General features: G+C 70.0%; 25 protein-coding genes. 19 read left to right on the forward strand and 6 right to left on the reverse strand.

The window, feature by feature from the left end; genetic code table 11:
* Window positions 1-78 precede the first annotated feature (78 nt).
* The 6 genes from rapZ (at window position 79) to tpiA (ending at window position 6619) form a co-directional block, all read left to right on the forward strand.
* Window positions 79-1029: an RNase adapter RapZ gene (rapZ, locus tag ACZ6SF_RS01935; RefSeq protein WP_466059872.1), complete on the forward strand. Its 951-nt coding sequence runs from the start codon at window positions 79-81 to the stop codon at window positions 1027-1029.
* Window positions 1026-2090 carry a gluconeogenesis factor YvcK family protein gene (locus ACZ6SF_RS01940; protein ID WP_466059874.1) on the forward strand — a complete coding sequence of 355 codons (1065 nt, stop codon included), beginning with the start codon at window positions 1026-1028 and terminating at the stop codon, window positions 2088-2090. Before rapZ ends, ACZ6SF_RS01940 begins: the two co-directional genes overlap by 4 nt.
* A complete protein-coding gene (whiA, locus tag ACZ6SF_RS01945) occupies window positions 2087-3064 on the forward strand; it encodes a DNA-binding protein WhiA (RefSeq protein ID WP_174375588.1) in 978 nt (325 codons plus the stop codon). Before ACZ6SF_RS01940 ends, whiA begins: the two co-directional genes overlap by 4 nt.
* Window positions 3065-3583: 519 nt before the next feature.
* Complete coding sequence (gene gap, locus ACZ6SF_RS01950) at window positions 3584-4603, forward strand: type I glyceraldehyde-3-phosphate dehydrogenase (RefSeq protein WP_466059876.1); 1020 nt, start codon at window positions 3584-3586, stop codon at window positions 4601-4603.
* A gap of 7 nt (window positions 4604-4610) precedes the next feature.
* Complete coding sequence (locus tag ACZ6SF_RS01955; protein WP_466059878.1) at window positions 4611-5834, forward strand: phosphoglycerate kinase; 1224 nt, start codon at window positions 4611-4613, stop codon at window positions 5832-5834.
* Window positions 5834-6619: a triose-phosphate isomerase gene (gene tpiA / locus ACZ6SF_RS01960; protein WP_466059880.1), complete on the forward strand. Its 786-nt coding sequence runs from the start codon at window positions 5834-5836 to the stop codon at window positions 6617-6619. Before ACZ6SF_RS01955 ends, tpiA begins: the two co-directional genes overlap by 1 nt.
* An 80-nt stretch (window positions 6620-6699) precedes the next feature.
* Here the strand turns inward: tpiA and ACZ6SF_RS01965 are convergent, their stop codons facing one another.
* Window positions 6700-7623, reverse strand: coding sequence for a hypothetical protein (locus tag ACZ6SF_RS01965; RefSeq protein WP_466059882.1), 924 nt, complete (start codon window positions 7621-7623; stop codon window positions 6700-6702).
* Between the two features lie 142 nt (window positions 7624-7765).
* On the opposite strand from ACZ6SF_RS01965, the gene ACZ6SF_RS01970 reads away from it, so the two are divergent.
* Window positions 7766-8305 carry a type VII secretion system-associated protein gene (locus ACZ6SF_RS01970; RefSeq protein WP_466059884.1) on the forward strand — a complete coding sequence of 180 codons (540 nt, stop codon included), beginning with the start codon at window positions 7766-7768 and terminating at the stop codon, window positions 8303-8305.
* A gap of 58 nt (window positions 8306-8363) precedes the next feature.
* Here the strand turns inward: ACZ6SF_RS01970 and ACZ6SF_RS01975 are convergent, their stop codons facing one another.
* Window positions 8364-9158, reverse strand: coding sequence for an META domain-containing protein (locus ACZ6SF_RS01975; RefSeq protein ID WP_466059886.1), 795 nt, complete (start codon window positions 9156-9158; stop codon window positions 8364-8366).
* A gap of 143 nt (window positions 9159-9301) precedes the next feature.
* Here ACZ6SF_RS01975 and ACZ6SF_RS01980 point away from each other — a divergent pair, with 143 nt between their 5' ends.
* From ACZ6SF_RS01980 to secG, 3 genes are read left to right on the forward strand one after another with little or no spacing between them, the layout of a single operon-like run.
* The gene (locus tag ACZ6SF_RS01980; protein ID WP_466059888.1) at window positions 9302-10651 is read left to right on the forward strand and encodes an MFS transporter; all 1350 of its coding nucleotides are present in this window, start codon (window positions 9302-9304) and stop codon (window positions 10649-10651) included.
* A gap of 12 nt (window positions 10652-10663) precedes the next feature.
* Entirely contained in the window at window positions 10664-12274 is a 1611-nt protein-coding gene (locus ACZ6SF_RS01985; protein WP_466059890.1) for an MFS transporter, read from the forward strand.
* Between the two features lie 10 nt (window positions 12275-12284).
* Window positions 12285-12518, forward strand: coding sequence for a preprotein translocase subunit SecG (secG, locus tag ACZ6SF_RS01990; protein ID WP_062995774.1), 234 nt, complete (start codon window positions 12285-12287; stop codon window positions 12516-12518).
* A 56-nt stretch (window positions 12519-12574) separates the two neighbouring features.
* Here the strand turns inward: secG and ACZ6SF_RS01995 are convergent, their stop codons facing one another.
* Window positions 12575-13423, reverse strand: a complete 849-nt coding sequence (locus ACZ6SF_RS01995) for an SDR family NAD(P)-dependent oxidoreductase (protein WP_466059892.1) — start codon at window positions 13421-13423, stop codon at window positions 12575-12577.
* 54 nt (window positions 13424-13477) lie between these two features.
* On the opposite strand from ACZ6SF_RS01995, the gene ACZ6SF_RS02000 reads away from it, so the two are divergent.
* Window positions 13478-14443 carry an alpha/beta fold hydrolase gene (locus tag ACZ6SF_RS02000; protein ID WP_466059894.1) on the forward strand — a complete coding sequence of 322 codons (966 nt, stop codon included), beginning with the start codon at window positions 13478-13480 and terminating at the stop codon, window positions 14441-14443.
* Here the strand turns inward: ACZ6SF_RS02000 and ACZ6SF_RS02005 are convergent.
* Window positions 14433-15197: a class I SAM-dependent methyltransferase gene (locus ACZ6SF_RS02005; RefSeq protein ID WP_466059896.1), complete on the reverse strand. Its 765-nt coding sequence runs from the start codon at window positions 15195-15197 to the stop codon at window positions 14433-14435. The two genes, ACZ6SF_RS02000 and ACZ6SF_RS02005, sit on opposite strands and share 11 nt — an antisense overlap.
* 76 nt (window positions 15198-15273) lie before the next feature.
* On the opposite strand from ACZ6SF_RS02005, the gene ACZ6SF_RS02010 reads away from it, so the two are divergent.
* The 5 genes from ACZ6SF_RS02010 (at window position 15274) to ACZ6SF_RS02030 (ending at window position 19299) form a co-directional block, all read left to right on the forward strand.
* Window positions 15274-15840: a TetR/AcrR family transcriptional regulator gene (locus ACZ6SF_RS02010; protein WP_466059898.1), complete on the forward strand. Its 567-nt coding sequence runs from the start codon at window positions 15274-15276 to the stop codon at window positions 15838-15840.
* Window positions 15837-16658: a thioesterase family protein gene (locus ACZ6SF_RS02015; protein WP_466059900.1), complete on the forward strand. Its 822-nt coding sequence runs from the start codon at window positions 15837-15839 to the stop codon at window positions 16656-16658. Before ACZ6SF_RS02010 ends, ACZ6SF_RS02015 begins: the two co-directional genes overlap by 4 nt.
* Window positions 16659-16706: 48 nt before the next feature.
* Window positions 16707-17375: an HAD family hydrolase gene (locus ACZ6SF_RS02020; RefSeq protein WP_466059902.1), complete on the forward strand. Its 669-nt coding sequence runs from the start codon at window positions 16707-16709 to the stop codon at window positions 17373-17375.
* A gap of 72 nt (window positions 17376-17447) precedes the next feature.
* Window positions 17448-18284 (forward strand): SMP-30/gluconolactonase/LRE family protein, encoded by an 837-nt coding sequence (locus tag ACZ6SF_RS02025; RefSeq protein ID WP_466059904.1) that lies wholly within the window; start codon window positions 17448-17450, stop codon window positions 18282-18284.
* Between the two features lie 61 nt (window positions 18285-18345).
* Window positions 18346-19299 (forward strand): dipeptidase, encoded by a 954-nt coding sequence (locus ACZ6SF_RS02030; protein WP_466059906.1) that lies wholly within the window; start codon window positions 18346-18348, stop codon window positions 19297-19299.
* Between the two features lie 114 nt (window positions 19300-19413).
* On the opposite strand, the gene ACZ6SF_RS02035 is transcribed toward ACZ6SF_RS02030, so the two are convergent.
* Complete coding sequence (locus ACZ6SF_RS02035) at window positions 19414-19617, reverse strand: hypothetical protein (RefSeq protein WP_466059908.1); 204 nt, start codon at window positions 19615-19617, stop codon at window positions 19414-19416.
* Window positions 19618-19777: 160 nt separating this feature from the next.
* The gene (locus tag ACZ6SF_RS02040; RefSeq protein ID WP_466061310.1) at window positions 19778-21952 is read right to left on the reverse strand and encodes a thiamine pyrophosphate-dependent enzyme; all 2175 of its coding nucleotides are present in this window, start codon (window positions 21950-21952) and stop codon (window positions 19778-19780) included.
* A 118-nt stretch (window positions 21953-22070) separates the two neighbouring features.
* On the opposite strand from ACZ6SF_RS02040, the gene ACZ6SF_RS02045 reads away from it, so the two are divergent.
* The 3 genes from ACZ6SF_RS02045 to yidC all read left to right on the forward strand — a co-directional run bounded on the left by ACZ6SF_RS02045 (window position 22071) and on the right by yidC (window position 24443).
* Complete coding sequence (locus tag ACZ6SF_RS02045) at window positions 22071-23024, forward strand: oxidoreductase (RefSeq protein ID WP_466059910.1); 954 nt, start codon at window positions 22071-22073, stop codon at window positions 23022-23024.
* Between the two features lie 10 nt (window positions 23025-23034).
* Window positions 23035-23358: a DUF6412 domain-containing protein gene (locus ACZ6SF_RS02050; protein WP_466059912.1), complete on the forward strand. Its 324-nt coding sequence runs from the start codon at window positions 23035-23037 to the stop codon at window positions 23356-23358.
* Window positions 23359-23495: 137 nt separating this feature from the next.
* Entirely contained in the window at window positions 23496-24443 is a 948-nt protein-coding gene (gene yidC, locus ACZ6SF_RS02055; protein ID WP_466059914.1) for a membrane protein insertase YidC, read from the forward strand.
* Window positions 24444-24483: the final 40 nt, after the last annotated feature.

Consider the following 24483-nt stretch of genomic DNA (forward strand, 5'->3'; position numbering starts at 1 on the left):
CGCCCCCTCGCAGCTCCGGGGCGCGGGCGTACAGCTACGTGACCGAAACGCATTCCCGAACACGGATCCGGGTGGTACATGACTCGCGTCGAATCGAACAACAGTACGAAGACGGTCCAGGGCGCCGACCCGGCGATCCCGGTCGAGGTCGTCATGGTGACCGGCCTGTCCGGCGCCGGCCGGGGGACGGCGGCGCGGGTCCTCGAGGATCTCGGCTGGTACGTCACCGACAATCTGCCGCCGGAGCTGATCGGACGGATGGTGGAGCTGGGCGCATCCGCCGACCCGCCCATCCGGCGGCTGGCCATCGTGATGGATGTGCGGAGCCGGTTCTTCACCGGCGATCTGCCCGCGGTGACCGAGCAGCTACGCACCCGCGGGGTGCCCACCCGGATCCTGTTCCTCGAGGCCTCCGACGATGTGCTGATCCGCCGGTTCGGTTTCGCCCGGCGCCGGCATCCGCTGCAGAACGACAGCGCCGACGGAACCCTGTCGGCCGGGATCGCGGCCGAGCGGGTGCGGCTCGCCGGAGTGAAATCGGCGGCCGATGTGGTCATCGACACCACCGAGCTGTCGATCCACCAGTTACATCGCAAACTTGAGGAGGTCTACGGCGGCGGCACGCCTGCCGCACTGCAGCTGACGGTGCAATCGTTCGGCTTCAAGTACGGTGTCCCGCTGGACGCGGACATGGTTCTGGATGTGCGTTTTCTCCCCAACCCCCACTGGGTACCAGAACTTCGGCAGCACACCGGTCAGGAAGCGGTGGTCAGTGACTACGTGCTGTCGCGTCCGGGCGCCGAGGACTATCTGCGGACCTGCGACCACCTGATCGAGCTGACCACCCAGGGTTACCGCCAAGAGGGGAAGCGATATATGACGGTCGCAGTGGGCTGCACCGGCGGCAGGCATCGCAGCGTCGCCATCGCCGAGGCCCTCGGCGGACTCACCGGCGGCCGGATCGAGGACGGCGCGGACGGACCGGTGGACGCGGTACGGGTACTGCATCGGGATCTGGGGCGCGAATGAACAACCCGGACAGCGACCCACTCCCATCGGCCGACCCGGCGATCGTCGCACTCGGCGGCGGCCACGGGCTCTACGCCACCCTCACCGCGGTCCGCGCGATCACCAGGCGGATCAGCGCGATCGTCACGGTCGCCGACGACGGCGGTTCCTCCGGGCGGTTGCGCCGGGAGCTGGGAGTCCCGCCGCCCGGAGATCTGCGGATGGCGCTGGCCGCCCTGTCCGCCGACGCCGACGGTGTGCTCACCCGCACCGTGCAGCACCGGTTCGGCGGCACCGGCGCACTGGCCGGGCATTCCGTCGGCAATCTGCTGCTGGCCGGGCTCACCGAAGTCCTCGGCGATCCGGTGGCCGCGCTGGACCAGGTCGGCGCCCTGCTGGAAACCACCGGCCGGGTGCTGCCCATGTCGACCATCCCACTCGATATCGAAGCCGATGTCTCCGGGCTGGAGGCCGATCCGCGGGTGAGCCGCTGTATCCGCGGTCAGGTCGCGGTCGCCACCACTCCCGGCAAGGTGCGGCGGGTGCGGTTGCTGCCCGCCGACCCGCCCGCCTGCGTCGATGCCATCGCCGCCATCGAACGGGCCGATACGGTGATCCTCGGACCGGGATCGTGGTTCACCAGTGTGATCCCGCATCTGCTCGTTCCCGGACTGCACGAGGCCCTGGTGCGGACCCGGGCCCGCAAAGTGCTGATCTTGAATCTCGCCGCGCAGCCCGGTGAGACGGCGGGTTTCTCCGCGGAACGGCATCTGCATGTATTGTCCCAGCACGCACCGGATTTCGCGGTCGACGAGGTTCTGGTCGACGCCGGAGGCGTGCCGGAAGGGCGCGAGCGTGAACATGTGGCCAGAGCTGCCGGGCAATTACGGGCACGAGTAGTCTTTTCCGATGTCGCCGACGCGGGAACGGCCCGGCACGACCCCGGAAAGCTCGCCGCCGCACTGGATCAACTGATCCGCGAGCCTCGGCCACAGGTGCCGGGGGTTCGAGTCGAGGGACGGCACATGGGTCAGGATGTGCGGTCCGGGTTGGGTGGAAAGGAGCACGTCTCGTGGCGATGACAGCCGAAGTGAAAGACGAGCTGAGCCGGCTCGCCGTAACGCAGGTGAGTGCGCGCAAGGCCGAACTGTCCGCCCTGCTGCGTTTCGCCGGCGGCCTGCATATCGTCGGCGGGCGGGTGATCGTCGAGGCCGAGGTCGATATGGGTTCCATCGCCCGGCGGCTACGGCGGGAGATCTTCGAACTCTACGGATACGGGTCGGATGTCCATGTGCTCAGCGCCGGTGGCCTGCGCAAATCCTCCCGCTACGTGGTCCGGGTCGCGAAGGAGGGCGAGGCCCTGGCCCGCCAGACCGGACTGCTCGATGTCCGCGGCCGGCCGGTCCGCGGGCTGCCCGCCCAGGTCGTCGGCGGGAGCGTCGCCGACGCGGAGGCCGCGTGGCGCGGCGCCTTCCTCGCCCACGGTTCGCTCACCGAACCGGGCCGCTCCTCGGCGCTCGAGGTGAGCTGCCCGGGCCCGGAAGCCGCGTTGGCGCTGGTCGGCGCGGCCCGGCGGCTCGGGATCTCGGCCAAGGCCCGGGAGGTGCGTGGAACCGATCGCGTGGTCGTCCGCGACGGCGAGGCGATCGGCGCCCTGCTCACCCGGATGGGCGCGCAAGATACCCGGCTCACCTGGGAAGAACGCCGGATGCGACGTGAGGTACGCGCCACCGCCAACCGGCTCGCGAACTTCGACGACGCCAATCTGCGCCGCTCGGCCCGGGCCGCCGTGGCCGCGGCGGCGCGGGTGGAGCGGGCGCTGGAACTACTCGGCGACGATGTACCGGACCATCTGGCCGCGGCGGGGAAGCTGCGGGTCGAACACCGGCAGGCCTCGCTCGAAGAACTCGGGCAACTGGCGGACCCGCCGATGACCAAGGACGCGGTGGCGGGGCGGATCCGGCGGTTGCTGTCGATGGCGGACCGGCGGGCCAAGGAGCTGGGGGTGCCGGATACGGAGTCGGCGGTCACGGCGGAACTTTTGGACGACGCGTGAATCTTGGCGCCGACCCGTCAGTGCAGGGTTCGGGCTGTAATTTTGGAGCGGCTCCGCCGCTCGAGGTTCGGCCCTCCTGAGCGCCTGCTGTCGGCCCTCGAGACTCGTGGCTTCGCCACATGCGCTTCGAGGGCCGACAGCAGGCGCGGGCCGAACCCTTCCACGGGCTCGTGAGGTTCGGTGGCCGGGTGGGACCCGGGGGTGATCGGCAACCAGTGGTTGCGGGTCCGTGCTATGTTGGCCATCCGGGATGGCCGGTTCGTGAGGATGTTCTGAGCAGGCTTGCTCGCGCCGAGTTCAGCAGCCCACAAAGGGTTCGGCCCGCGTCTGCTGTCAGCACTCGAAGCGAGGCGGCGCAGCCGCGAGTCTCGAGTGCTGACAGCAGACGCTAAGGGGGCCGAACCCCGCACGCGCCAGCGCGCCAACAACACAGCAGGGGTGTGTCGGAGAGGTCGCGGTCAGGCATTAGTGTGGGTGGGGCATCGGAATTATCCGCTTGACAGCTGAGGAGCGAGAAACGTGACTGTCCGGGTAGGTATCAACGGCTTCGGTCGTATCGGACGCAACTTCTTCCGGGCGGTGGAGGCGCAGAAGGCGCTGGGCACCACCGATATCGAGATCGTGGCGGTCAACGACCTCACCGACAACGCGTCCCTCGCCACGCTGCTGAAGTACGACTCGATCCTGGGCCGCCTGCCCAAGGATGTGTCGCTCGACGGCGAGGACACCATCGTGGTCGGGGATCAGCGCATCAAGGCGCTGGCCATCAAGGAGGGCCCGTCGGCGCTGCCGTGGGGCGATCTGGGCGTGGACGTCGTGGTCGAGTCCACCGGTATCTTCACCGACGCCACCAAGGCCAAGGGTCACCTGGCCGCGGGCGCGAAGAAGGTCATCATCTCCGCCCCGGCCAAGGGCGAGGACATCACCATCGTGATGGGCGTCAACGACGACAAGTACGACGGCAGCCAGAACATCATCTCCAACGCGTCCTGCACCACCAACTGCCTGGGACCGCTGGCGAAGGTGCTGAACGACGAGTTCGGCATCGTCAAGGGCCTGATGACCACCATCCACGCCTACACCCAGGACCAGAACCTGCAGGACGGCCCGCACAAGGATCTGCGCCGCGCCCGCGCCGCCGCGGTGAACATCGTGCCGACCAGCACCGGTGCGGCCAAGGCCATCGGCCTGGTGCTGCCGGAACTCAACGGCAAGCTGGACGGCTACTCCCTGCGGGTGCCGATCCCCACCGGCTCGATCACCGACCTCACCGCCGACCTCGCGAAGAAGGCGACCGTCGACGAGATCAACGCCGCGTTCAAGGCGGCCGCGGACGGTCCGCTGAAGGGCATCCTGAAGTACAGCGTCGACCCGATCGTCTCCAGCGATATCGTCACCGATCCGCACTCCTCGATCTACGACGCGCCGCTGACCAAGGTCATCGACGATCAGGTGAAGGTCTACTCGTGGTACGACAACGAGTGGGGCTACTCCAACCGTCTCGCCGACCTCATCGGCCTCGTCGGCAAGTCGCTCTAGGGCCGGCGTGAGCATCAAAACTCTGGACGACCTCCTCGCCGAGGGCGTCGAGGGCCGGGGCGTCCTGGTGCGCTCCGACCTCAACGTTCCCCTCGACGACGGCACGATCACCGATGCGGGCCGCATCATCGCCTCGGCGCCGACCATCAGGGCGCTGGCCGAGGCCGGCGCCAAGGTGGTCGTCACCGCACACCTCGGCCGTCCGAAGGGGGCCCCGGATCCGGCGCTGTCGCTGGCTCCGGTGGCCGCCCGGCTGAGCGACGAACTGGGCCGCAATGTGCAGCTCGCCGGCGATGTGGTGGGTCAGGACGCGCTGGCGCGTTCCGAGGGGCTCACCGACGGTGACGTCCTGCTGCTGGAGAACATCCGCTTCGATCCGCGCGAGACCAGCAAGGACGACGCCGACCGGGCGAAACTGGCGGCCGCGCTGGTGGAACTGGTCGGTGACGACGGCGCGTTCGTCTCCGACGGGTTCGGTGTGGTGCATCGCAAGCAGGCCTCGGTGTACGACGTGGCGACCCTGCTGCCGCATTACGCGGGCACGCTCGTCGCGGCCGAGGCCGAGGTGCTGGCCAAGCTCACCGAATCCACCGACCGCCCGTACGCGGTGGTGCTCGGCGGGTCCAAGGTGTCGGACAAACTCGCCGTGATCGAGGCGCTGGCCCCCAAGGTCGACACCCTGGTCATCGGCGGCGGGATGTGCTTCACGTTCCTGGCGGCCGAGGGTCTGCCGGTCGGATCCTCGCTGTTGCAGGAGGAGATGATCGAGACCTGCAAGGGTCTGCTGGACCGCTACGCCGATGTGATCCATCTGCCCCGCGATATCGTGGTCGCCGACTCCTTCTCCGCCACCGCGGAATCGAAGGTGGTGGAGTGCAACGAGATTCCCGACGGCTGGATCGGCCTGGATATCGGCCCCGAATCGGTACGGCGCTTCGCGGCGCTGCTCACCGAGGCGCGGACGGTGTTCTGGAACGGCCCGATGGGCGTGTTCGAGTTCGAGAAGTTCGCGGCCGGCACCCGGGGGGTGGCCGAGGCCATCGCCCAGGCCACCGGTAAGGGCGCGTTCACCGTGGTCGGCGGCGGTGATTCCGCGGCGGCCGTCCGGGCGCTCGGTATCCCGGAGGGCGATTTCTCGCATATCTCCACCGGCGGCGGGGCCTCGCTGGAATACCTGGAAGGCAAAACGCTGCCCGGGATCAGCGTGCTCGACGACGCGGAAGGTGCGTAATGGCTCGGAAACCGCTGATCGCGGGCAACTGGAAGATGAACCTCAACCATCTCGAGGCCATCGCCCTGGTGCAGAAGATCGCGTTCGCGCTGCCCGACAAATACTTCGACAAAGTCGACGTCACGGTGATTCCGCCGTTCGTCGATCTGCGCAGCGTGCAGACGCTCATCGAAGGCGACAAACTGCGCGTCACCCACGGTGCGCAGGATGTATCGGTGCACGAATCGGGCGCCTACACCGGTGAGGTCAGCGCGGCCATGCTGGCCAAGCTGAATTGCGCGTACGCGGTGGTCGGGCATTCCGAGCGTCGTCAGTACCACAACGAGGACGACGCCACCGTGCTCGCCAAGGCGAAGCAGGCCCTGAAACACGGGATCACCCCGATCGTCTGCATCGGCGAAGGGCTCAACGTCCGTGAGGCGGGTACGCACGTCGAGTACAACCTCGAACAGTTGCGGGGCTCGCTGAAGGGCCTGTCGGCCGCCGAGATCGCGAAAGTGGTCATCGCCTACGAACCCGTCTGGGCCATCGGCACCGGCAAGGTCGCCACTCCGGCGGATGCGCAGGAGGTGTGCGGCGCGATCCGCGGTGAGCTGGCGCAGCTGGCGAACGAGCAGGTCGCCGATTCGGTGCGGGTGCTCTACGGCGGCTCGGTCAACGCCAAGAACATCGGTGAGCTGATCAAGCAGACCGATATCGACGGCGCGCTGGTCGGCGGGGCCTCGCTCAAGGGTGACGAATTCGCCACCCTGTCGGCGATCGCGGCGGGCGGTCCGCTGCCCTGAGGTAGATCCGGACAGTTCACCGAGGCCCGCCGGGATATCGTTCCCGGCGGGCCTCGGCCGTTCGGGCGGACGGATGATCGTTACGGGTCGTGGCCGCGGGGCACTGCCGGGAAGGAGACGATCGAATCCGCCGGCGCGGAATTCGGCGGTGTCTCCACCAGCACCTGCGCGAGACCGTTCTCCCGATCCAAGCGCACCTGGTTGATACCGGTGGTGGCGTAGACGTCGTGGCGCATGCCCTCCTGATGCAGGACCGCCGCGGCGTCGCGGGCATGACCGTACCGGGGGTCGCCGGCGTCGCAGCACAGCATGACGAGCGGCCTGTCCGGTGCGGATCGGGAGGCCGTCACGAAGTAGCGGTTCGAGGCCAGGACATGGCCGAAGAAGCGTCCGGGTACCAGCAGCGTGCGCCAGTCGGGTTCGGTGTCGCTGCCGATGTTGGCGTCGACCTCGAAGCCGCGGCGGGTCGCGTGCGCGTGGGCGTAGAGCACCCCGCCGCCGGTATCGTCGGCCCAGGGAGCGCGCAGCGCCGGGCCCGAATCCCGGAACAGAGGCGCGCCGGCGGGGGTCCCGGGGATGCGTACCTGCGGAACGAATTCTGTGTCGCTCGCCCGGTTCGGCATACGTGACCACGCGGAATACGCTTCGACGTCGGAGGGGCCGGGTCCGCCGTTCTTGGTGGGAAACGACACCCCGAACACCTCGCCGCGGTGATTCACCAGGGGCCGGGCGCGGATCTGGTGTGGTTCGAAGGTGTAGTGCTGGTTGCGGGCGTCCCATCCGGCGAGCCAGGGGCCGCGGGTCGAGATCTCGTTCACCCGTACCAGGCCCGCCGCGTCGGCGTTCGTCGCCGCGCGGCCGGCATTGCGGAGTTCCCCGCCGAACCGGGTGAACCGGCTGTGCGCTTCGCGCATACCCGCGACGGCCGAATCCGCCAGCGCGCCGGTGATCTCCTGCATCAGGCGAACCGTGCCCCTGCCGGATATCGGCTCGTCCAGCACCATGGCTACGAGTATGCGGGTCCGGTGCGCGGTGGGAAGTGTTCGAAATATGCGGGCGCCGAGCGCATCCGGACGCTACGGTACCGGAAACTGTTGCAGCGTCGATCGAGCAACCGGAGTGAACGAGCCGCTGAGGAGCTCCAACGTGGGTGACCCATCGCCGGAGGCAGTTCGGTACGGCGACTGGTTCGTCCTGGTCGATCCCGGCTGGGAGCCCGGCAGCCGGTCCACGCCGCCGCCACCCGAAGTGATCGTGGGCGGCTGGGAACTGGGACCGGACGGGACGGCCGGCCCGTTCCGGCCGAACCCGCGGTATCGCCCCGGCGATCCCGCCGCGCCCACCGATCCGTTGGATGCCCTGCTGCGGCTGGTCGTGACCGCGGGGCGAATCGGCAGTGAAGTCCTGGACACGATGGCCGATACCGTCGTGGAGATCGGCTGCGACAGCGAGGACCGGCCGCTGCTGGGGCGGGCACCGGACGGGACGCCCTGCGTCGTCGTGGTCACCGCGGAATCACAGAAAACCCCTCTCGATGTGGACAGGTGGTGGCCGGTACACGGCCGCGATCTCGCCGGGCTGGTTCCGCCCGGTGCCGACGTGCTCGTCAACCCCGCCGGTGCCGCGCCCGTCCGGCTGCGCACCGAGGCGTTGTACGGGAGGGACCCCGGCGGCGAACACGCCTGAACACGGTGCGCCGGGTGGAGCACCGCGAGAATCCGGTGGTCGCGGCCGCGGCGTCCGGCTACCCGGCGCGCAGCGTCAGCCCGTGGCCGTTCGGATTGCGCAGGGTCAGGACGTCGGCGTCGACCGTGGCGTGGGCGGTCCCGTCGAGAGCGGCCAGCACCGCCTGCTCGACCTCCATGACCTCCGGTGCGCACATCATGCGGGTGGTGGCCGCCGTGGCGGCGATATCGGCGCCGTCCGGGGTGCCGGTGACCTCCGCCCGGCCCGTGATCCGGTTACAACCGGCGAAGCCGGTGAGCCCGCCGTCCTCGGTGAAGGTCAGGGTGGGCCGCACTTCGTCGATGGTGCGCGACCGCACCTGGGCGTCGGGGGTGAGCAGGGTGGTGACCACCCATTCGGTACCGCGCAGCGGGCGGTCGGGGAGCAGCACCTTCTTATCGGTCAGGACGACGGTGGTGCTCTTCCCGGTCAGCCGCAGCCGATCCTGATCGAGCTGCCAGGTGGGATCGGCGCGCAGCAGGTCGCCGACCCAGGCGTCGGAGCCCGCCCGGTCGCCCGGGCATCCGATCAGCGTGCTCGCCAGATCGGAGACGTGCAGAACGTGGTCACGCAGATCCACCGCACCGGTGTGGGTATTGCACCCGGCCTCCGCCGCGATCCGGCCGTCGGTGAACGTGAGGGTGAGCGGCCCGCCGCCGGGAATGGGCGCACCGGTGACCTCGGTGGATATATAGGTGTGGCCCATGGGGGTGGGTTCGGGTGCGGCCGGCCCCGGCTCGTCGTCCGAACACGCTGTCGCGGCGAGGACGAGCAGTGACAGTGCGGCGCCGATTCGCAGCGCTGGTCCCGGCATGACCGCGATGCTACCGGCGCGCGGCCCGATCCCGTGCGCCGGAACCCGCCCTGGCTCGGATCGCGCTGATTCCAACGCTTCCGGCCCGGTCCGTTGTCCTCGTATCCTCGCCCGGCGATCGACGCGGGAGCGAAGGGAACACGATGTCACTACTGGAAACCGGGCCGGCCGCGACCCGCCCGGACGATCGCGCCTCGACGCCCGACCGGCGGCTCGAGGCCGCCGACACCAGGAAAGCGGTGGTGGCGAGCCTGATCGGCACCACCGTCGAGTGGTACGACTTCTTCCTGTACGCCACCGCGGCGGGTCTGGTCTTCGACAAACTCTTCTTCCCGAACAACAGCGCGTTCGTCGCGACATTGCTGTCGTTCGCGACCTTCGCCGTCGGTTTCGTGATGCGGCCGGTCGGCGGACTGGTGTTCGGCCATATCGGCGACCGGATCGGCCGGAAGAAAACGCTGGCCCTGACCATGGCGATCATGGGCGGGTCCACCGCGCTGATGGGTGTCCTGCCCACCGCCGCCGCGATCGGTGTCGTGGCCCCGATCCTGCTCCTGCTGCTGCGGATGCTGCAGGGTTTCGCCCTCGGCGGTGAATGGGCCGGCGCGGTACTGCTCGCCGTCGAGCACAGCCCACGCCGGAAGGTCGGACTGTTCGGTAGCTATCCGCAGGTCGGCCTGGCACTCGGGCTCGCCCTGGGAACCGGTGTGTTCGCGGTGCTGCGCACGACGCTGAGCGAAACGGCGTTCCTCGAGTACGGCTGGCGGATCGCGTTCGGCGCCAGCCTGGTGCTGGTGGTGATCGGTTTGGTGGTGCGCCTGAAAATCGATGAGACGCCCGCTTTCCGGGAGGTCGACCGGCTCAACCGGATTTCGAAGGTGCCGGTGGTCCAGCTGTTCCGCGACGCCCGGTCCCGGCGCAACACCGTTCTCGGATTGCTGTCGCGCTGGGGCGAGGGCGCGGCGTTCAACACCTGGGGTGTTTTCGCGATCACCTTCGCGACCGGGCATCTCGGCTTCGAGCAGGTCCCGGTGCTGGTGGCGGTGACGGTCGCGGCCTTGGTGATGGCGGCGCTCATCCCGGTCTCGGGCCTGCTCGCCGACCGTTTCGGTCCACGCCGGGTCTACATCGCCGGTATCGCGGCCTACGGAGTGCTGGTGTATCCCGTCTTCGCGCTGTTCGAGACCGGGAACATCGTGATCTTCGCGGCGGCGATCATCGCGGTCTTCGGGGTGGCGCACGCCCTGTTCTACGGCGCGCAGGGCACCCTGTACGCGGGGCTGTATCCGGCCGAGGTGCGGTACACCGGGTTGTCCTTCGTGTACCAGTTCTCCGGAATCTACGCGTCGGGCCTGACACCGCTGATCATCACGGCGCTGATCGCGGCGGGCGGTTCGACACCGTGGTTGGCCTGCGGTTATCTGGTGGCGACCGCGGTGGTGAGTGTGATCGCCACCCGATTCATCAGCGAGGACGACCGGCTCACCGCCTGAGCGCGCGGGGCTATGCTGTCCCGAGTGACCACCGCCGCCTCGAAACCTGTTTCCACATGGGCGCCGTTGCGGTCCCGGGTCTATCGCGCGCTGTGGATCGCGCAGCTGGTCTCCAATCTCGGCACCTGGATGCAGATGGTGGGGGCGCAGTGGGTGCTGGTCGATCAGCCGAACGCGGCCGCCCTGGTCTCGTTCGTGCAGACCGCCACCACGCTGCCGGTGATGATCCTGTCCATTCCCTCCGGTGTCCTGGCCGATCTGCTGGACCGCCGCCGCCTGCTGCTGGGCGCGCAGTCCACGATGGCGGTGCTGGCGATCATCCTGGCGGTCGCCACCGCCACCGGGCACACCACCCCCTCGGTGCTGCTCACCCTGCTCTTCCTGCTCGGCTGCGGGCAGGCCATCGTGGCGCCGTCCTGGCAGGCCATCCAGCCCGAACTGGTACCCCGCGATCAGATTCCGTCCGCGGCGGCGCTGGGCAGTATGAACATGAATATCGGCCGTGCGGTCGGGCCCGCCGTCGCGGGTGTGCTGGTCGCGGTCTCGGGACCGGCGCTGGTGTTCACGCTCAACGCGCTGTCCTTCGGGGCGATCGTCGCCGCGCTGCTGTTCTGGCGCCGGCCGCGGGTCGAGCGCGAACTGCCCAGCGAACGGCCGCTGGCCGCGCTGCAGGCGGGTACCCGGTTCATCAAGGCCGCGCCCGCGATCCGGCGGGTGCTCCTGCGCACGATCCTGTTCGTGGCGCCCGCGAGCGCGCTGTGGGCGCTGCTGCCGGTCATCGCGCGTGATCAGCTCGGGCTCGGCTCCTCGGGATACGGCATCATGCTCGGCGCGCTCGGGGTCGGCGCGGTACTGGGCGCGGTGAGCCTGGCCCGGGTGCGGGCCGCGCTCACCCCGACCCAGCAGGTCGCGGCCGCGGCGGTCGTATTCGGGCTGGCGTGCGCCGGTACGGCGCTGCTGAAGGTCGAGGCGCTGGTGCTGCTCCTGCTGGTGTGCGCGGGCGCGGCGTGGCTGCTCACCCTGTCCACCATGAACGCCACCATGCAGCTGCTGCTGCCCGGCTGGGTCCGCGCCCGCGGGTTGTCGGTGTACATGCTGGTGTTCATGGCCGGCCAGGCGGTCGGTTCGGTGGTGTGGGGTCTGCTCGCCGGGGCCTACGGTGCGGTGACCGCGTTGCTGGTGGCGGCGGCGCTGCTCGGGGTCTGCGCGATCAGCGCGATCTGGCTGCCGATGCGGCAGTTCGCGGCCGGGTTCGATCTGACCCCGCACGCGTACTGGCCGGAACCGCAGCTGGTGGTCGAGCCCGATCCCGACGACGGTCCGGTGCTGGTGCTCAAGGACTACGACGTCCCACCGGAGCGGGTGCCCGAGTTCTTGGACGCGATGGCCTTCGTGGGCCGGTCGCGGCAGCGTACGGGCGCCATGGAATGGCGGATCTATCGCGATGTGGGCGCGGCGGACCGCTATGTCGAGGCCTTCGTGGTGCGGTCCTGGTCGGAGCATATGCAGCAGCACAAAGTGCGGCTGACCGCGCAGGATCTACTCCGTGAGCGCGCGGTCGCGGAGTTCGCCCGCGACGAACGGCTGACCCACCTGGTGTCGGTCGAACCGAGGCCTAGTTAGACTGTCCCGCATGCGGATGTTCCTGGATATCCTCCTGATCGTCACCAGCCTGCTGCTGGTGCTGCTGGTGCTGCTGCACCGCGCCAAGGGCGGAGGTCTGTCCAGCCTGTTCGGTGGCGGTATGCAGTCGAGCCTGTCCGGCTCCACGGTCGCGGAGAAGAACCTCAACCGCATCACCATCTTCACCGGCCTGGTCTGGTTCATCGCGATTCTGGGGATCGGGCTGGAGATCAAGTTCGCCTGATACCGGCGGTGCCGGGCGCGCCGCCCCCGTCGGAGGGGGATCGGCGCGGGCGGCGGTCAGTCGTTGCGAGGCACCCGGCCGTCGAGGTCGGTGAATCCGTAGTCGTCGGCCAGATCGGCCACCTTCCACGCGGCGCCCGATCGCTTCTTGCGCTCGGTGTCGGCGGCCAGCGCGACCACCGCGCGGCCCGCGAACCGGGGGCTCTCGGCGAGGTTCAGGTCGAAACTGCCCTCGCCGGGCAGTGTGACGATCCGGTTGCCCTCGTCGTCGGCCGGGACCAGCTGCAGTAGCTCGGTGTTCACGATGCCCGGCCAGATCGACACCACGCTCACCTCGGTATCGGCCAGATCGTGGGCGAAATCGGCGGTCATCCGGTCCAGCGCCGTTTTCGCGACCCCGTAGACGGCGTTGTGCATATAGCGCACCGAACCGGGTGAGGAGACGTTGACGATCAGCCCGCCGCCTCGGAGCAGCAGCGGGGCCGCGTAGACACTCGCGGCGTAATGCGAGCGCACGCCGATATCGAACGTCTCGTCCCACGCCTTCGGCGGGACCTCCCAGAATTTGCGGCCGAGCCAGCGGGCGGCGGCGGGGGAGTTGTAGACATTGTTCACGAGCACATCGAGGCGGCCGTGCGCGGCGCCGATCTGGTCGAAGAGTTGTTCGGTCGCCGCGTCGTCGCCGTGATCGCAGATCACCGGCACCCCGGTGCCGCCGAGTTCGCCGATGCGCTCGGCCGTCTCCTGTACGGTGCCCGGGAGCGCGCCCGGCTGCTGCGATCGCCCGGTCACGTACACGGTGGCGCCCGCCGCGCCCAGTTCCAGCGCGATACCTTTGCCGATCCCGCGACTCGCGCCGGTGACCACCGCGATTCGATCTTTCAGGGGGTGTTTTGTTCCGCTCACAGTTCCGGGACGTTACCGTGAAACTGTAACGCGTTCTAGTATTTGGGAGGTGCGGTGGAGCCGACACACCGGTTCGTCACCACCGGCGGCGTGCGGATGCATATCGCCGAACAAGGTCAGGGTCACCCCGTGATCTTCTGTCATGGGTTCCCGCACACCTGGTACGTGTGGCATCGCCAGCTGTCGGCGCTCGCCGCGGCCGGGTACCGGGCGATCGCGCCCGATCTGCGGGGCGCGGGCCGTACCGAGGCGCCGGTGAGCGTCGAGGACTACACCAACGAGGCCGTGATCGGCGATCTGCTGGCCCTGCTCGACGATATCGACGCCGACCGGGCGGTATTCGTGGGCGTGGATTTCGGCGCCGCGCTGCTCTGGGAACTCACCCTGCGGGCACCGGAACGGGTGCGGGCCGCGTTCGTGCTGAACAACCCGTTCGCGCCGCGCGCGCCGAAACCTCCCGGGTACTACTGGTCGAAGATGGCGCAGCGACATTTCCTGCACCTGCAGTACTTCCAGGAGCCGGGTGTGGCCGACGCCCACCTGGCCGAGCGGCCGCGGGAATTCCTGTCCCGGGTCTACTACGCGCTCAGCGGCGACTACCACTACCTCGACGTCTGGAACCATCCACCCGGCACCCGCTATATCGAGGCGCTGCCCGTGGCGCCGGAACTGCCCTGGCCGTGGCTGCCGGCGGCCGAATTCGACGTGCTGGCGGCGGATTTCGAGCGCACCGGTTTCACCGGTGGGCTCAACTGGTATCGGGCGATCGATCGGAACTGGGAACTCACCGAGGACTACGCCGACGCCGTGCCGAGGGTGCCGGTCTATTTCGCCTACGGCGAGAAGGATCCCGATATGGAGGGTTTCAGCGGCCGCGATCCGCTCGTCACCATGCGCGCCGCGCTCCCGGATCTGCGTGCCGTGGAACGGATTCCCGAGGCCGGGCATCTCGTCCAGCTCGAGGCGACCGACGCGGTGAACTCCTTTCTGCTCCGCGGGCTGCGCGAGGTCACCGGCTGACGGCCTGCTCGCCGCCGATCTCCGCCACCACCAGCCGGTAGCCCGCGTCCCATTCGGTGCGTCCCGACAGATCCCGGTTGCGCGCGTGCCACACCCCGCTCGCGAGATCCGCGCGCAGCCGGTCCAAACCGGAGCGCAGGGCATCCGGCGGGGTGAGGGCCAGCATCGACATCCCGGCGCGGACCTCCGGTTCGAGGTAGGCCCGCGGCCGCCGCCAGTAGGCCGCGCCGAATCCGTCCAGGCAATCGGCGGGGACCGGCACCGGGTGGACGCGTACCGTGCCCGGGAGCGACGCCACGAGGCGGGGTAGCGGTACCGCCAGGCCGGCATCGGTCGCGGCGGCGGCCGGGAGGTAGTCGCGCAGCAGCCAGAACTCCCGCATCACCGTATGGTCCCAGGTCAGGATGACGATACGGTGCCGCGCGACCCGGGCCAGTTCGTCGAGTCCGCGGTCGAGCCGGTGCCAGTGGTGCACGGTGAGCACCGCCAGGGCGGCGTCCACCGCGCCGGTGGCGACCGGTAACGCTTCGGCGATACCGCGGACGGCCGGTGCGGCGGATCCGGGCCGCTGGGCGAGCATCACCGCACTCGGCTCCACCGCGAGGACCGTGTGCGCCGGTTCGTAGGCGCCCGCCCCGGCGCCCACGTTCAGCACGGAGGCGGTGCCCGTCAGATGACGCCGGATCAGGTCCGCGATCCGGGGATCGGGGCGTCTGGTGTGCGAATAGGTCCGGCCTGTTCGGTCGTACAACATATGACCGCCCTGTCGTGGTCGGGTGAACCTCCATTTTAGAATGTCAATTCTAGAACAGAGCAACTAGAATGATCATGTGGGCAGATCCGCGAAATACGACAGCGACGCCATTCTCGACGCCGCGCTCGCGGTGATCGCCGAACACGGCCCGGCGGCCGCCACCACCGGTGCCATCGCCCGCCGGCTCGGCGCCCCCACCGGGTCCCTCTATCACCGGTTCGCTTCGCGGGATCTGCTGCTCGCGCAGCTGTGGATCCGCGGGATCCGGCGCTTCCAAACGGGGTTCGTGGCGGCGTTGCGTGCCGGGGATATCGAGGCCGCCGCGCTGCACAGTGTGCGGTGGTGCCGTGCCCACACCGCGGAGGCGGCGGTCCTGCTGCTGCACCGCCGCACCGATCTGGCGCAGCAGTGGCCCGAGGAACTCGGTACGCAGCTGGCCGATCTGAATCGCGAGGCCGCCGCGGCCTATCGCGCCCTGCGCGACCGGTATCCCGATATCGACCGCGACCGTCTCGATTTCGTCCTGTTCGATCTGCCGTCGGGCGCGGTCCGGCGGCATCTCACCGCACTCCGACCACCGCCGCCCTGGGTGGACGATCTGGTGCGCACCGCCATACGAGCACTGCTGGAGGAACGACAATGACCGAATCGGCCCACCCGCCCGCCGCCGCCCCGCCCGCGGACACCTTCTTCCGGCCACTCGACGAGGGCCGATTCGCTCCCACTCCGGCCACCGCCTCGCCGTGGGGGCCGCAGACCCAGCACATGGGCCCGTGCTCGGCGCTCCTGGCCCGGGCGGTGGAACGGGCGCTGCCGGCCGCCGACGGTAAACGCCTGGCCAGGATCACCGTGGACGTCCTGGCCCCGATTCCCCTGGAACCCTTGACCATCCGGGTCGCCACAGTCCGGCCGGGCCGCCGTACCGAACTAGTCGAAGCCGTCGCCGAAGTCGCGGGCCGGCCGGTGCTCACCGCACGGGCCTGGTGCCTGCGGACAACGGACGCGGATTTCCCGGCCGTATCCGGCGGGCCCGCACTGGTCTCCGGTGATCCGCGGCCGCAGGCGCTGCGGTTCCCGGGCGCCTACCTGGAGGGATATATGTCCGCGGTCGACTGGTATTTCGTGGACGGCGGGTTCGATGTGCTCGGACCCGCGCGGGTCTGGGCCCGGCCGCGGATCCCGTTGCTGCCCGGGGAGATCCCGTCGTCGTGGCAGCGGGTGCTGATCGTCGCCGATTCCGCCTACGGCGCGGCCCTGTCCCTGGACCTGGCGCGCTACCCGGTCATCAACACCGATCTGTCGGTGGCGCTGTACCGCGACCCCGTGGGGGAATGGATCGGCCTGGACTCACGGATGGCGATCGCGCCGGACGGGGGTGCGCACAACACCGCCACCGTGCACGATGCCACCGGCCCCGCCGGAACGGCGAACCAGGCGTTGCTGGCCACCGCGGTGTCGTAGGGCTCCGGCGGCCGATCGGAGAGCGGGCGGTTCCGTAGCCTGGGCGGTATGCCTCGCCACGGTGTTCTGTTCGATTTCTCCGGCACCCTGTTCCGTTTCGAGCCGACCCCCGACGGACTGGTCGACGAGTCGGGACGGCCGCTGACCGCGGAGTCGCGCACCGAGGTGGTGCGGCGGATGACCGCTCCGGCCGGGTATCCGCCCGGGCTACCGGAGGAGCTGAACGAGCAGTGGCGACGGCGCGATCTCGATCCCGCACTGCACCGGGAGGTGTATTCGGCGCTGCTGCGGGGATCGGGTGTCGGCAACCCGGACCGCCTCTACGATCAGCTCCTCGGCGCCGATGCGTGGGCGCCCTACCCCGATACGGTGGCCGCGTTGAAACTGCTGGCCGATCGAGAGGTCGCGGTGGCGGTGATCAGCAATATCGCCTGGAATATCGAGCCGGTGTTCGAGCGCGCCGGCATCGTGGACCAGGTGCGCGCGTTCGTTCTGTCCTATCGCGAGGGCGCCGTGAAACCCGATCCGCGGCTGTTCGCCACGGCGTGCGCGCGAATCGGCGTGGCGCCCAGCGAAGTGCTGATGATCGGAGACAGCGCCGTTGCCGACGGCGCGGCCGCCGAGATCGGCTGCGGTATCGCCCTCGTCGACGCGGTTCCGGTGGATCAGCGGCCACACGGGCTGCTGGACGCGCTCGCCGCGCACGGGTTCGGGTGAGCCCGTAGCCGGGACCAATGACTTCCCGGCGTCCGGCCCGTCTGCACCGATACGACAGAAGGGACGGCAGCCGTGGACAAACCCGAGGTGTTGCTCGACGGAATCGTGTTCGGTGAATCGCCGCGCTGGCGCGACGGCCGGCTCTGGTTCTCCGACTGGGGCGCCAACCAGGTGATCGCGCTGGACCCGGGCGGGCGGCACGAGGTCGTCGCCTCGGTGCCGTCGTTTCCGATGTGCATCGATTTCCTGCCCGACGGTCGCCTGCTCATCGTGGACTCGGCCGGGGGACGGCTGCTGCGCCGTGAACCCGGCGGCGATCTGGTGACGCATGCCGATCTGTCGGGCGTCACCGACAAGCCCTGGAACGATATCGTCGTCGACGCCCGGGGCAACGCCTACGTCAACAGCATCGGGTTCGATTTCCCGGGCGGTGAGTTCGCGCCGGGGTTCGTGGTCGCGGTCGACCCCGCCGGTGCCGTGCGGCCGGTCGCGCGGGATCTGGCGTTCCCGAACGGTATGGCGATCACCGCGGACGGCGCGACGCTCATCGTCGCCGAATCCTACGGTGAGCGGCTCACCGCCTTCGATATCGAGGATTCGGGTGACCTGCGGAACCGGCGGGTCTGGGCGCCGACCCCCGGCGATCACCCGGACGGGATCTGCCTCGACGACCAGGGCGCGGTCTGGTACGCCGATGTCGGCAACCGGCACTGTGTGCGGGTCCGCGAAGGCGGCGCGGTGCTCGATATCGCCGAATGCGATCGCGGGGCCTTCGCCTGTGTGCTGAGCCGTGAGGAGAAGCCGCGGTTGTTCGTCGTCGGACAGGAGTTCGGGGAGTCGGAGGCGCCGGCGCCGACCGGGCAGGTCGTCGCGTTCGCGGCGCCCGCGCCGGGCGCCGGCCACCCCTGAGCCCGCGGCCCGGTCCGGCAATGGCCCGGGTCCGGTCGCCGATGGTGCAGGATTGCTACCCATGACGCTGCTCTGGGATCAGCACGCCTGCCTGCCCCTGCGGCCCGGTGCCGACGTGGGAGAGCTGGCGCGGTTCCGGCGGCCGGGCCCGACCTTCGTCTCGGTGAACGTGGGGTACAGCCCGCAGAGTTTCGCCGATTCGGTGGGCCTGCTCACCGACTACCGGAATTCGATCCTGGAACACCCGGACCTGACGCTGGTTTCGGCGGTCGCCGAGATCGAGGCCGCGGATGCGTCGGGCCGCATCGGAATCGCGTTCGATCTGGAGGATTCCGGACCGCTGGACGGCGATCTGGACAATCTGCGGGCGTTCACGGACCTCGGGGTACGCACGCTGCTGCCCACCTACAACCACGCCAACCGGGCCGGCTCCGGCTGCCTGGATACCGACGACCGCGGACTCACGGCGTGGGGCGCCGACCTGGTGCGGGAGATGAACGCCGTCGGGATGGTGCCGGACGGGTCGCATTGCAGTGCCCGGACCGGACTGGATATGTGTGAGGTCTCCGCCCGGCCGGTCGTCTACAGCCACTCCTGTATGCGGGCGGTCTGGGACCATCCCCGCAATATCACCGACGACCAGGCCGGAGCCTGTGCCGCGACCGGGGGAGTCGTCGGGATCACCGGGGTCGGTATCTTCCTCGGGCCCAACACCCCGACTCTCGAGGCGATGACCCGGCATCTGGAATACGCGGTCGAGCTGATCGGTATCGATCACGTGGGTGTGAGTACCGACCATTCGTTCGATGCCGCGGATTTCCTGGCCGAGATCCGCGACAACCCGCATCTGTTCGACGAGTCGTACACCAGGTGGGGCCCGATCCGCTGGATGCCGCCGGAAACCTTCATCGGGCTCGGCGCGCATCTCGCGGGGCGGGGCTGGACCGATAGCGATATCACGGCGGTGCTCGGCGGTAATTTCCTGCGGGTCGCCGGTGCCACCTGGCCGGGCTGACGGCCGGTGACCGCTCCGGGATCGGCGGGGCGCCGCGGCGAATCCGTCGTTTCGCCGGCGCCCCGCCGGGTCCCGGTCCGGTGGCCCGGACCGTCCGCTACCCGGCGCGCCGGGTCACCACGGCATGGGCAGCCACCGGTCGAAGAACCAGAAGCCGTGGCCCTGCGGATGGTGCGGGGCGGGGTCGATATGGTGCTGCCCCGGATTCGGCTGATGGTCCGGACCGGGCTGCGCGTTCGCGGCGCCCGCGCCGAGACCCACCGCGCCCAGCCCGATACCGCCGACCACGGCCGCCTTCGCCAGCTTCGACTTCATCATCGTCCGCATTACGAGAATGCCTCCTCTACACACGGCCCGGCCTTCGGGCCGCCGGGCAGGCGCGTGCCTGCCCGATACCGCCATCGTGGGCGGCCCGCCTCGAGGTGGACTCGGAGCGACCTGCGAATTTCCTGGCAACCCGGCCGCACGGGGAGCCGGGTCAGTGCGCGAGCATCAACTTGCCCGCGGCGTTCTCGATCGCGGATTCCGTCAGCAGTACCGTGGCCGCCGCCGGACCCAGCGGGACGAAACTGTCCGCGCTGGTCACTCGCACCTGCCGGCCGGTGAAACCGCCGTCGATCAGGGCCGCGCAGACCGATTCGGCGACACCGCCGCTGTGCCGGGTCTCATCGGCCACCAGGACCCGGCCGGTCGCCGCGGCGTGCTGCAGGAGGTCGGCCACGGGCAGCGGTGACAGCCAGCGCAGATCCAGGACGCGGGCGCCGATCCCGCGGCGGGCGAGCCGCCGGGCCACCCGCAGGCACATCGGGACCGAATTGGCGAAGGCGACCAAGGTGATATCGGTTCCGTCGCCGTAGACGCGGGCGTGCCCGATCGGGACGTGATCCGGCGCCCCGGCCGGTACCGCCCACTGACCGTCTCCGGGTTCGTACAGGTCGCGGGTGTGATAGAGCGCGATGGGCTCCAGGAAAACGCAGACCCGGCCGTCCACCCGGGCCGCCGAAACGCAGGTCCGCAGCATCGCCGCAGCGTCATCGGGCCGCGCCGGCGACGCCACCACCACACCGGGGATATCCCGCAGCGCCGCCACCGAATTGTCATTGTGGAAATGCCCGCCGAAACCCCGCTGATAGGCGTAGCCGGCGATCCGTACGACCATGGGATTGCGGTAGTGGCCCGCGGAGAAGAACGGGAGGGTGGCGGCCTCGCCGCGCAGCTGGTCGAGGGCGTTGTGGACATAGGCCAGGTACTGGATCTCCGGTATCGGGACGAACCCGGCGAGCCCGGCGCCCAGGGCGGTACCGAGGATGCTCTGTTCGTCGAGCAGGGTGTCGAAGACCCGGCGTGCGCCGAACTGCCCCCGCAGCCCTTTGGTGACGCCGTAGACTCCGCCCTTCCGGCCCACGTCCTCACCGAATACCAGGATGTCGGTATCGCGGGTGAGTAGTTCGGCCAGGGTGCGATTGATCGCCTGCGCCAGGGTCTCCGTCGTCGCGGATCGGCGGCCGTTCTCGCGCTCGGCATCCGCGCGCACCGATTCCGGGCGAGCCGGGGCCAGCGGTGCGACCACGGCCTGGCGCGAACCCAGTCGTGGCGCCCGGCGTACCTCCTCGGCGACGGCGGCCACCCGCGCGGCGACGGTCTCGTAGCGCCGCAGGATCTCCTCCGGGGCGCAGGCCCCCGTGGCGACCAGCAGGCGCGCGGTCGCCGCGAGCGGGTCCCGGGCCAGATCGGCCTCGATATCCGCGCGATCACGGTAGGCCGTCTCCACATCCGACCCGGCATGCCCGAACAGCCGCACGGTGCGCAACCGCAGGAACGCCGGACGCCGCTGTGCGCGGACCCAGTTCACCGCCGCGCCCACCGTGGTGAGGGCGTCGGCCAGATCGCACCCGTCGGCGGAGAAATAGCGCAGTCCCGGACGGTGCCCGTAGGCGTGTTCGATCCAATCCGGTGGGGTGGGCACACTGATCCCGATCCCGTTGTCCTCGCAGAGGAACAGCACGGGCACGGGAACCCCGAGATGCGCGGTGTGCATCGCGGTGTTGATCGCGCCGGTGGCGGTCGAATGATTGGCCGAGGCGTCGCCGAATCCGCACAGCACCACCGCATCCGCCGGCCACGGGCACGCCAGACCCAGGCCCGCGGCACGTTCGAGGGCGAACGCCAGCCCCACCGCGCGTGGCAGGTGGGAGGCGATGGTGGAGGTCTGCGGGATGATATCGGCCGCCGCGCTGCCGAACACCTTGTGCCGGCCACCGGAAATCGGATCCGCCGCGGCGGCCACCACGCCGAGCAGCAGATCGCGCACCGGGTCGGCGATACCCGCCTGCCCGGCCCGTTCCAGGAACAGCGCGCCGGAACGGTAGTGCGGCAGGACGGGATCGGTGACCCGGCTCGTGGCGGCCACGGCGATATTGCCCTCGTGCCCGGCCGAGCCGATGCTGTAGAAACCCTGCCCGCTCGCGGTGAGCCGCCGCGCCTCCAGATCGGCCCGGCGACTCGTCGCCTGGACCTCGAACAGCGCGAGGAGATCCCGCCCGGTGAACCCGCCGGGAAGCGGCCGGGCCGCGGCGGATGAACCCCCGGCTCGCAGGCCGGTGATCTCGGCGCGCAGCCGGGCGTCGGCCTCCTCGATACTCACCGATACCAGCGTAAACGGGAGCCCGCGGAGAGGCCGGGTGCCGGCCCGGCAAGTCGGCGTGTGGGCGAGGGCCGCGGCACGGCTCGCCACCTTGTGCTCGGACAGATGTCTGGCCTAGTGTCTGGTTGTGGTGGAATCGTCGTGGCGGATCGAGGGGGTCCCGGCGCAGAGCGGCCGGGTCGCGGTGATCACCGGTGCCAACACCGGAATCGGTTACGCCACCGCCCACGCGCTGGCCGCGACGGGCGCCACCGTGGTTCTGGCCTGCCGCAACCAGGCCGCCGCGCGGGCCGCGGCCGGACGGATCACCGCCGAGGTCGCCGGAGCGCGGGTGCACACCGTCGCTCTCGATCTCGGCAGCGGAGTGTCCATCGCCCGATGCGCGGAGGAGATCCGGACCCGGTGGCCCGCACTGGATCTGCTGATCAACAATGCCGGAGTCATGGCGTCCCGGCACGACCGCACCGCGGACGGATTCGAAACCCATTTCGGGATCAATGTGCTGGGGCCGTTCGCGTTCACCGCCCGGCTCATCGACGCGGTGCGTGCCGCGCCGGCCGGGCGGGTGGTGACGGTCAGCAGTGTCACCCACCGGCATCGCAAGGCCACGCTCGACTTCGCCGATCTGAACGGCGAGCAGACCGCCCCCTCCGTGGCCTATGCCCGCTCCAAGATGGCCGGTATGGTCCTCACCTTCGAACTCGACCGGCGCCTGCGCGCCGCCGGCCCGGGCGCCCTCGCCCTCGCCGCCCATCCCGGCGGGGTGCGCACCGAGATCCTGCGGGAGCAGCGCGGCGTGATCCGGTGGGTCTACAACCCGCGCCTGGCGCCGTTGACCGGCTGGTTCACCCAGAGCCCGGCCGACGGCGCGCGGCCGGTGCTGCGTGCCGCGCTCGACCCCGAAGCGCAGGGCGGCGATTTCTACGGCCCCGCCGGTTTCGCGGAACTGGTCGGCGCGCCGGTACCCGTCCGGGCCTCCACCCGCGCGCGCGATCCGCGCACCGGTGCCCGGTTGTGGCGGCGCGCGGAAGAACTCACCGGTGTCGAATTCCCGGTGCCCACGGCCCCGGAGCCGGGGTAGGCTCCGTGCCATGACCCGGATCCGCCGGATACTCGCGCGCGGGCCGAGCTTCGCTCAGCTCGGGTGGGTCGCAGTGCTGACCCTCGTCGTGGCGACCACCGCCGGTCTCGACGGCCCGTCCACCGCCGTCGGTGCCGCGCTCGCCGTGGTCGTCGTCATCGCCTTCGCCGGCCGCCGGGCGGCCGTGCTGCTGCGCGCGCTCACGACCACCGTGGCCGGCCCGCCACCCGAGGAGAAGCGCCTGCGCGGCGCTTTCCGCAGGCAGAGCGCTCCCGACACCCCCGGTCGGCCACGTCTTCCCCGAGCACCCGGCCGCGTCCCGGCCGCCGCCTAGCCCACTCCGGCGCTGCGCGCGGTCTTCGAAGCCGTCCTCCTCCTCTCCGCGTCGCGGCCGCCCCACGAGGCGCCCGGCGTCGACCCGTCCGCATATCCCGGTGTCCCGGTGCCGTGCGGTGGAAAGGTGCTCGCACCGTGCTCGACTTCATCTACTATCCCGTCTCCGCGATCCTGTGGTTCTGGCACCAGGCGTTCGGGGCGGTGCTCGGTCCCGACAACGGCTTCGCGTGGGCGCTGGCGGTGGTATTCCTCGTCTTCACGCTCCGGCTGCTCCTGCTGAAACCGGCGATATCCCAGGTCCGCACCGCGCGCCGGATGCAGGAGCTGGCGCCACGGATCAAGGCGCTGCAGCAGGATCACGCCGGCGACCGGCAACGCCAGGCCGTCGAAATGCAGCGGCTCCAGAAAGAACACGGATTCAATCCGCTGATGGGATGCCTCCCGGCGCTGGTGCAGGTGCCGGTGTTCCTCGGTCTCTACCATGTCCTGAAATCGTTCAACCGCACCGGGACCGGGCTCGGTGAACTCGGGCTGAGCCCCGAGGTCAACGCGCATACGCCGAACTATCTGTTCGGGGTCGGCGAAGTGCAATCCTTCCTCGGCGCCCGCATCTTCGGTGCGCCGCTCTCCGCGGCGATGACGACCCCACCGGACACCCTGGCCTCCTTCGCCGCCTACGGCGGGGTGCCCACCGTGGCGGCGATCGCGGCGGTCGGGATCCCGCTCATGATCGCCGCGGGCCTGGCCACGCATTTCAACGCCCGCGCGTCGATCGCGCGGCAGAGCCCCGAGGCCGCGGCGAATCCGCAGTCGTCGCTGCTGAACAAGCTGATGCTGTGGGTCTTCCCGCTGGGAGTCCTCGTCGCCGGGCCGGTACTGATGATCGCCGTCCTGCTGTACTGGGTGAGCAACAATCTGTGGACCTACGGCCAGCAACATCTCGTCTTCACCCGGATCGCCCGGGAAGAGGCCGGCACGCGGACCGCCGGCGCCGAGCCCGGCCCGGCCGATACCCTCCCGGCGCCGGGTGCACGGCCCCGGGGGCGGGCCGGTGGACGCCGTAAACGCAAGCGCACGACGTAGTGCTCGCCCGGCGCCGGACGCCCGGACGGGGCCGGGGTCC

It is taken from the genome of Nocardia sp. NPDC049935 (assembly GCF_055586645.1).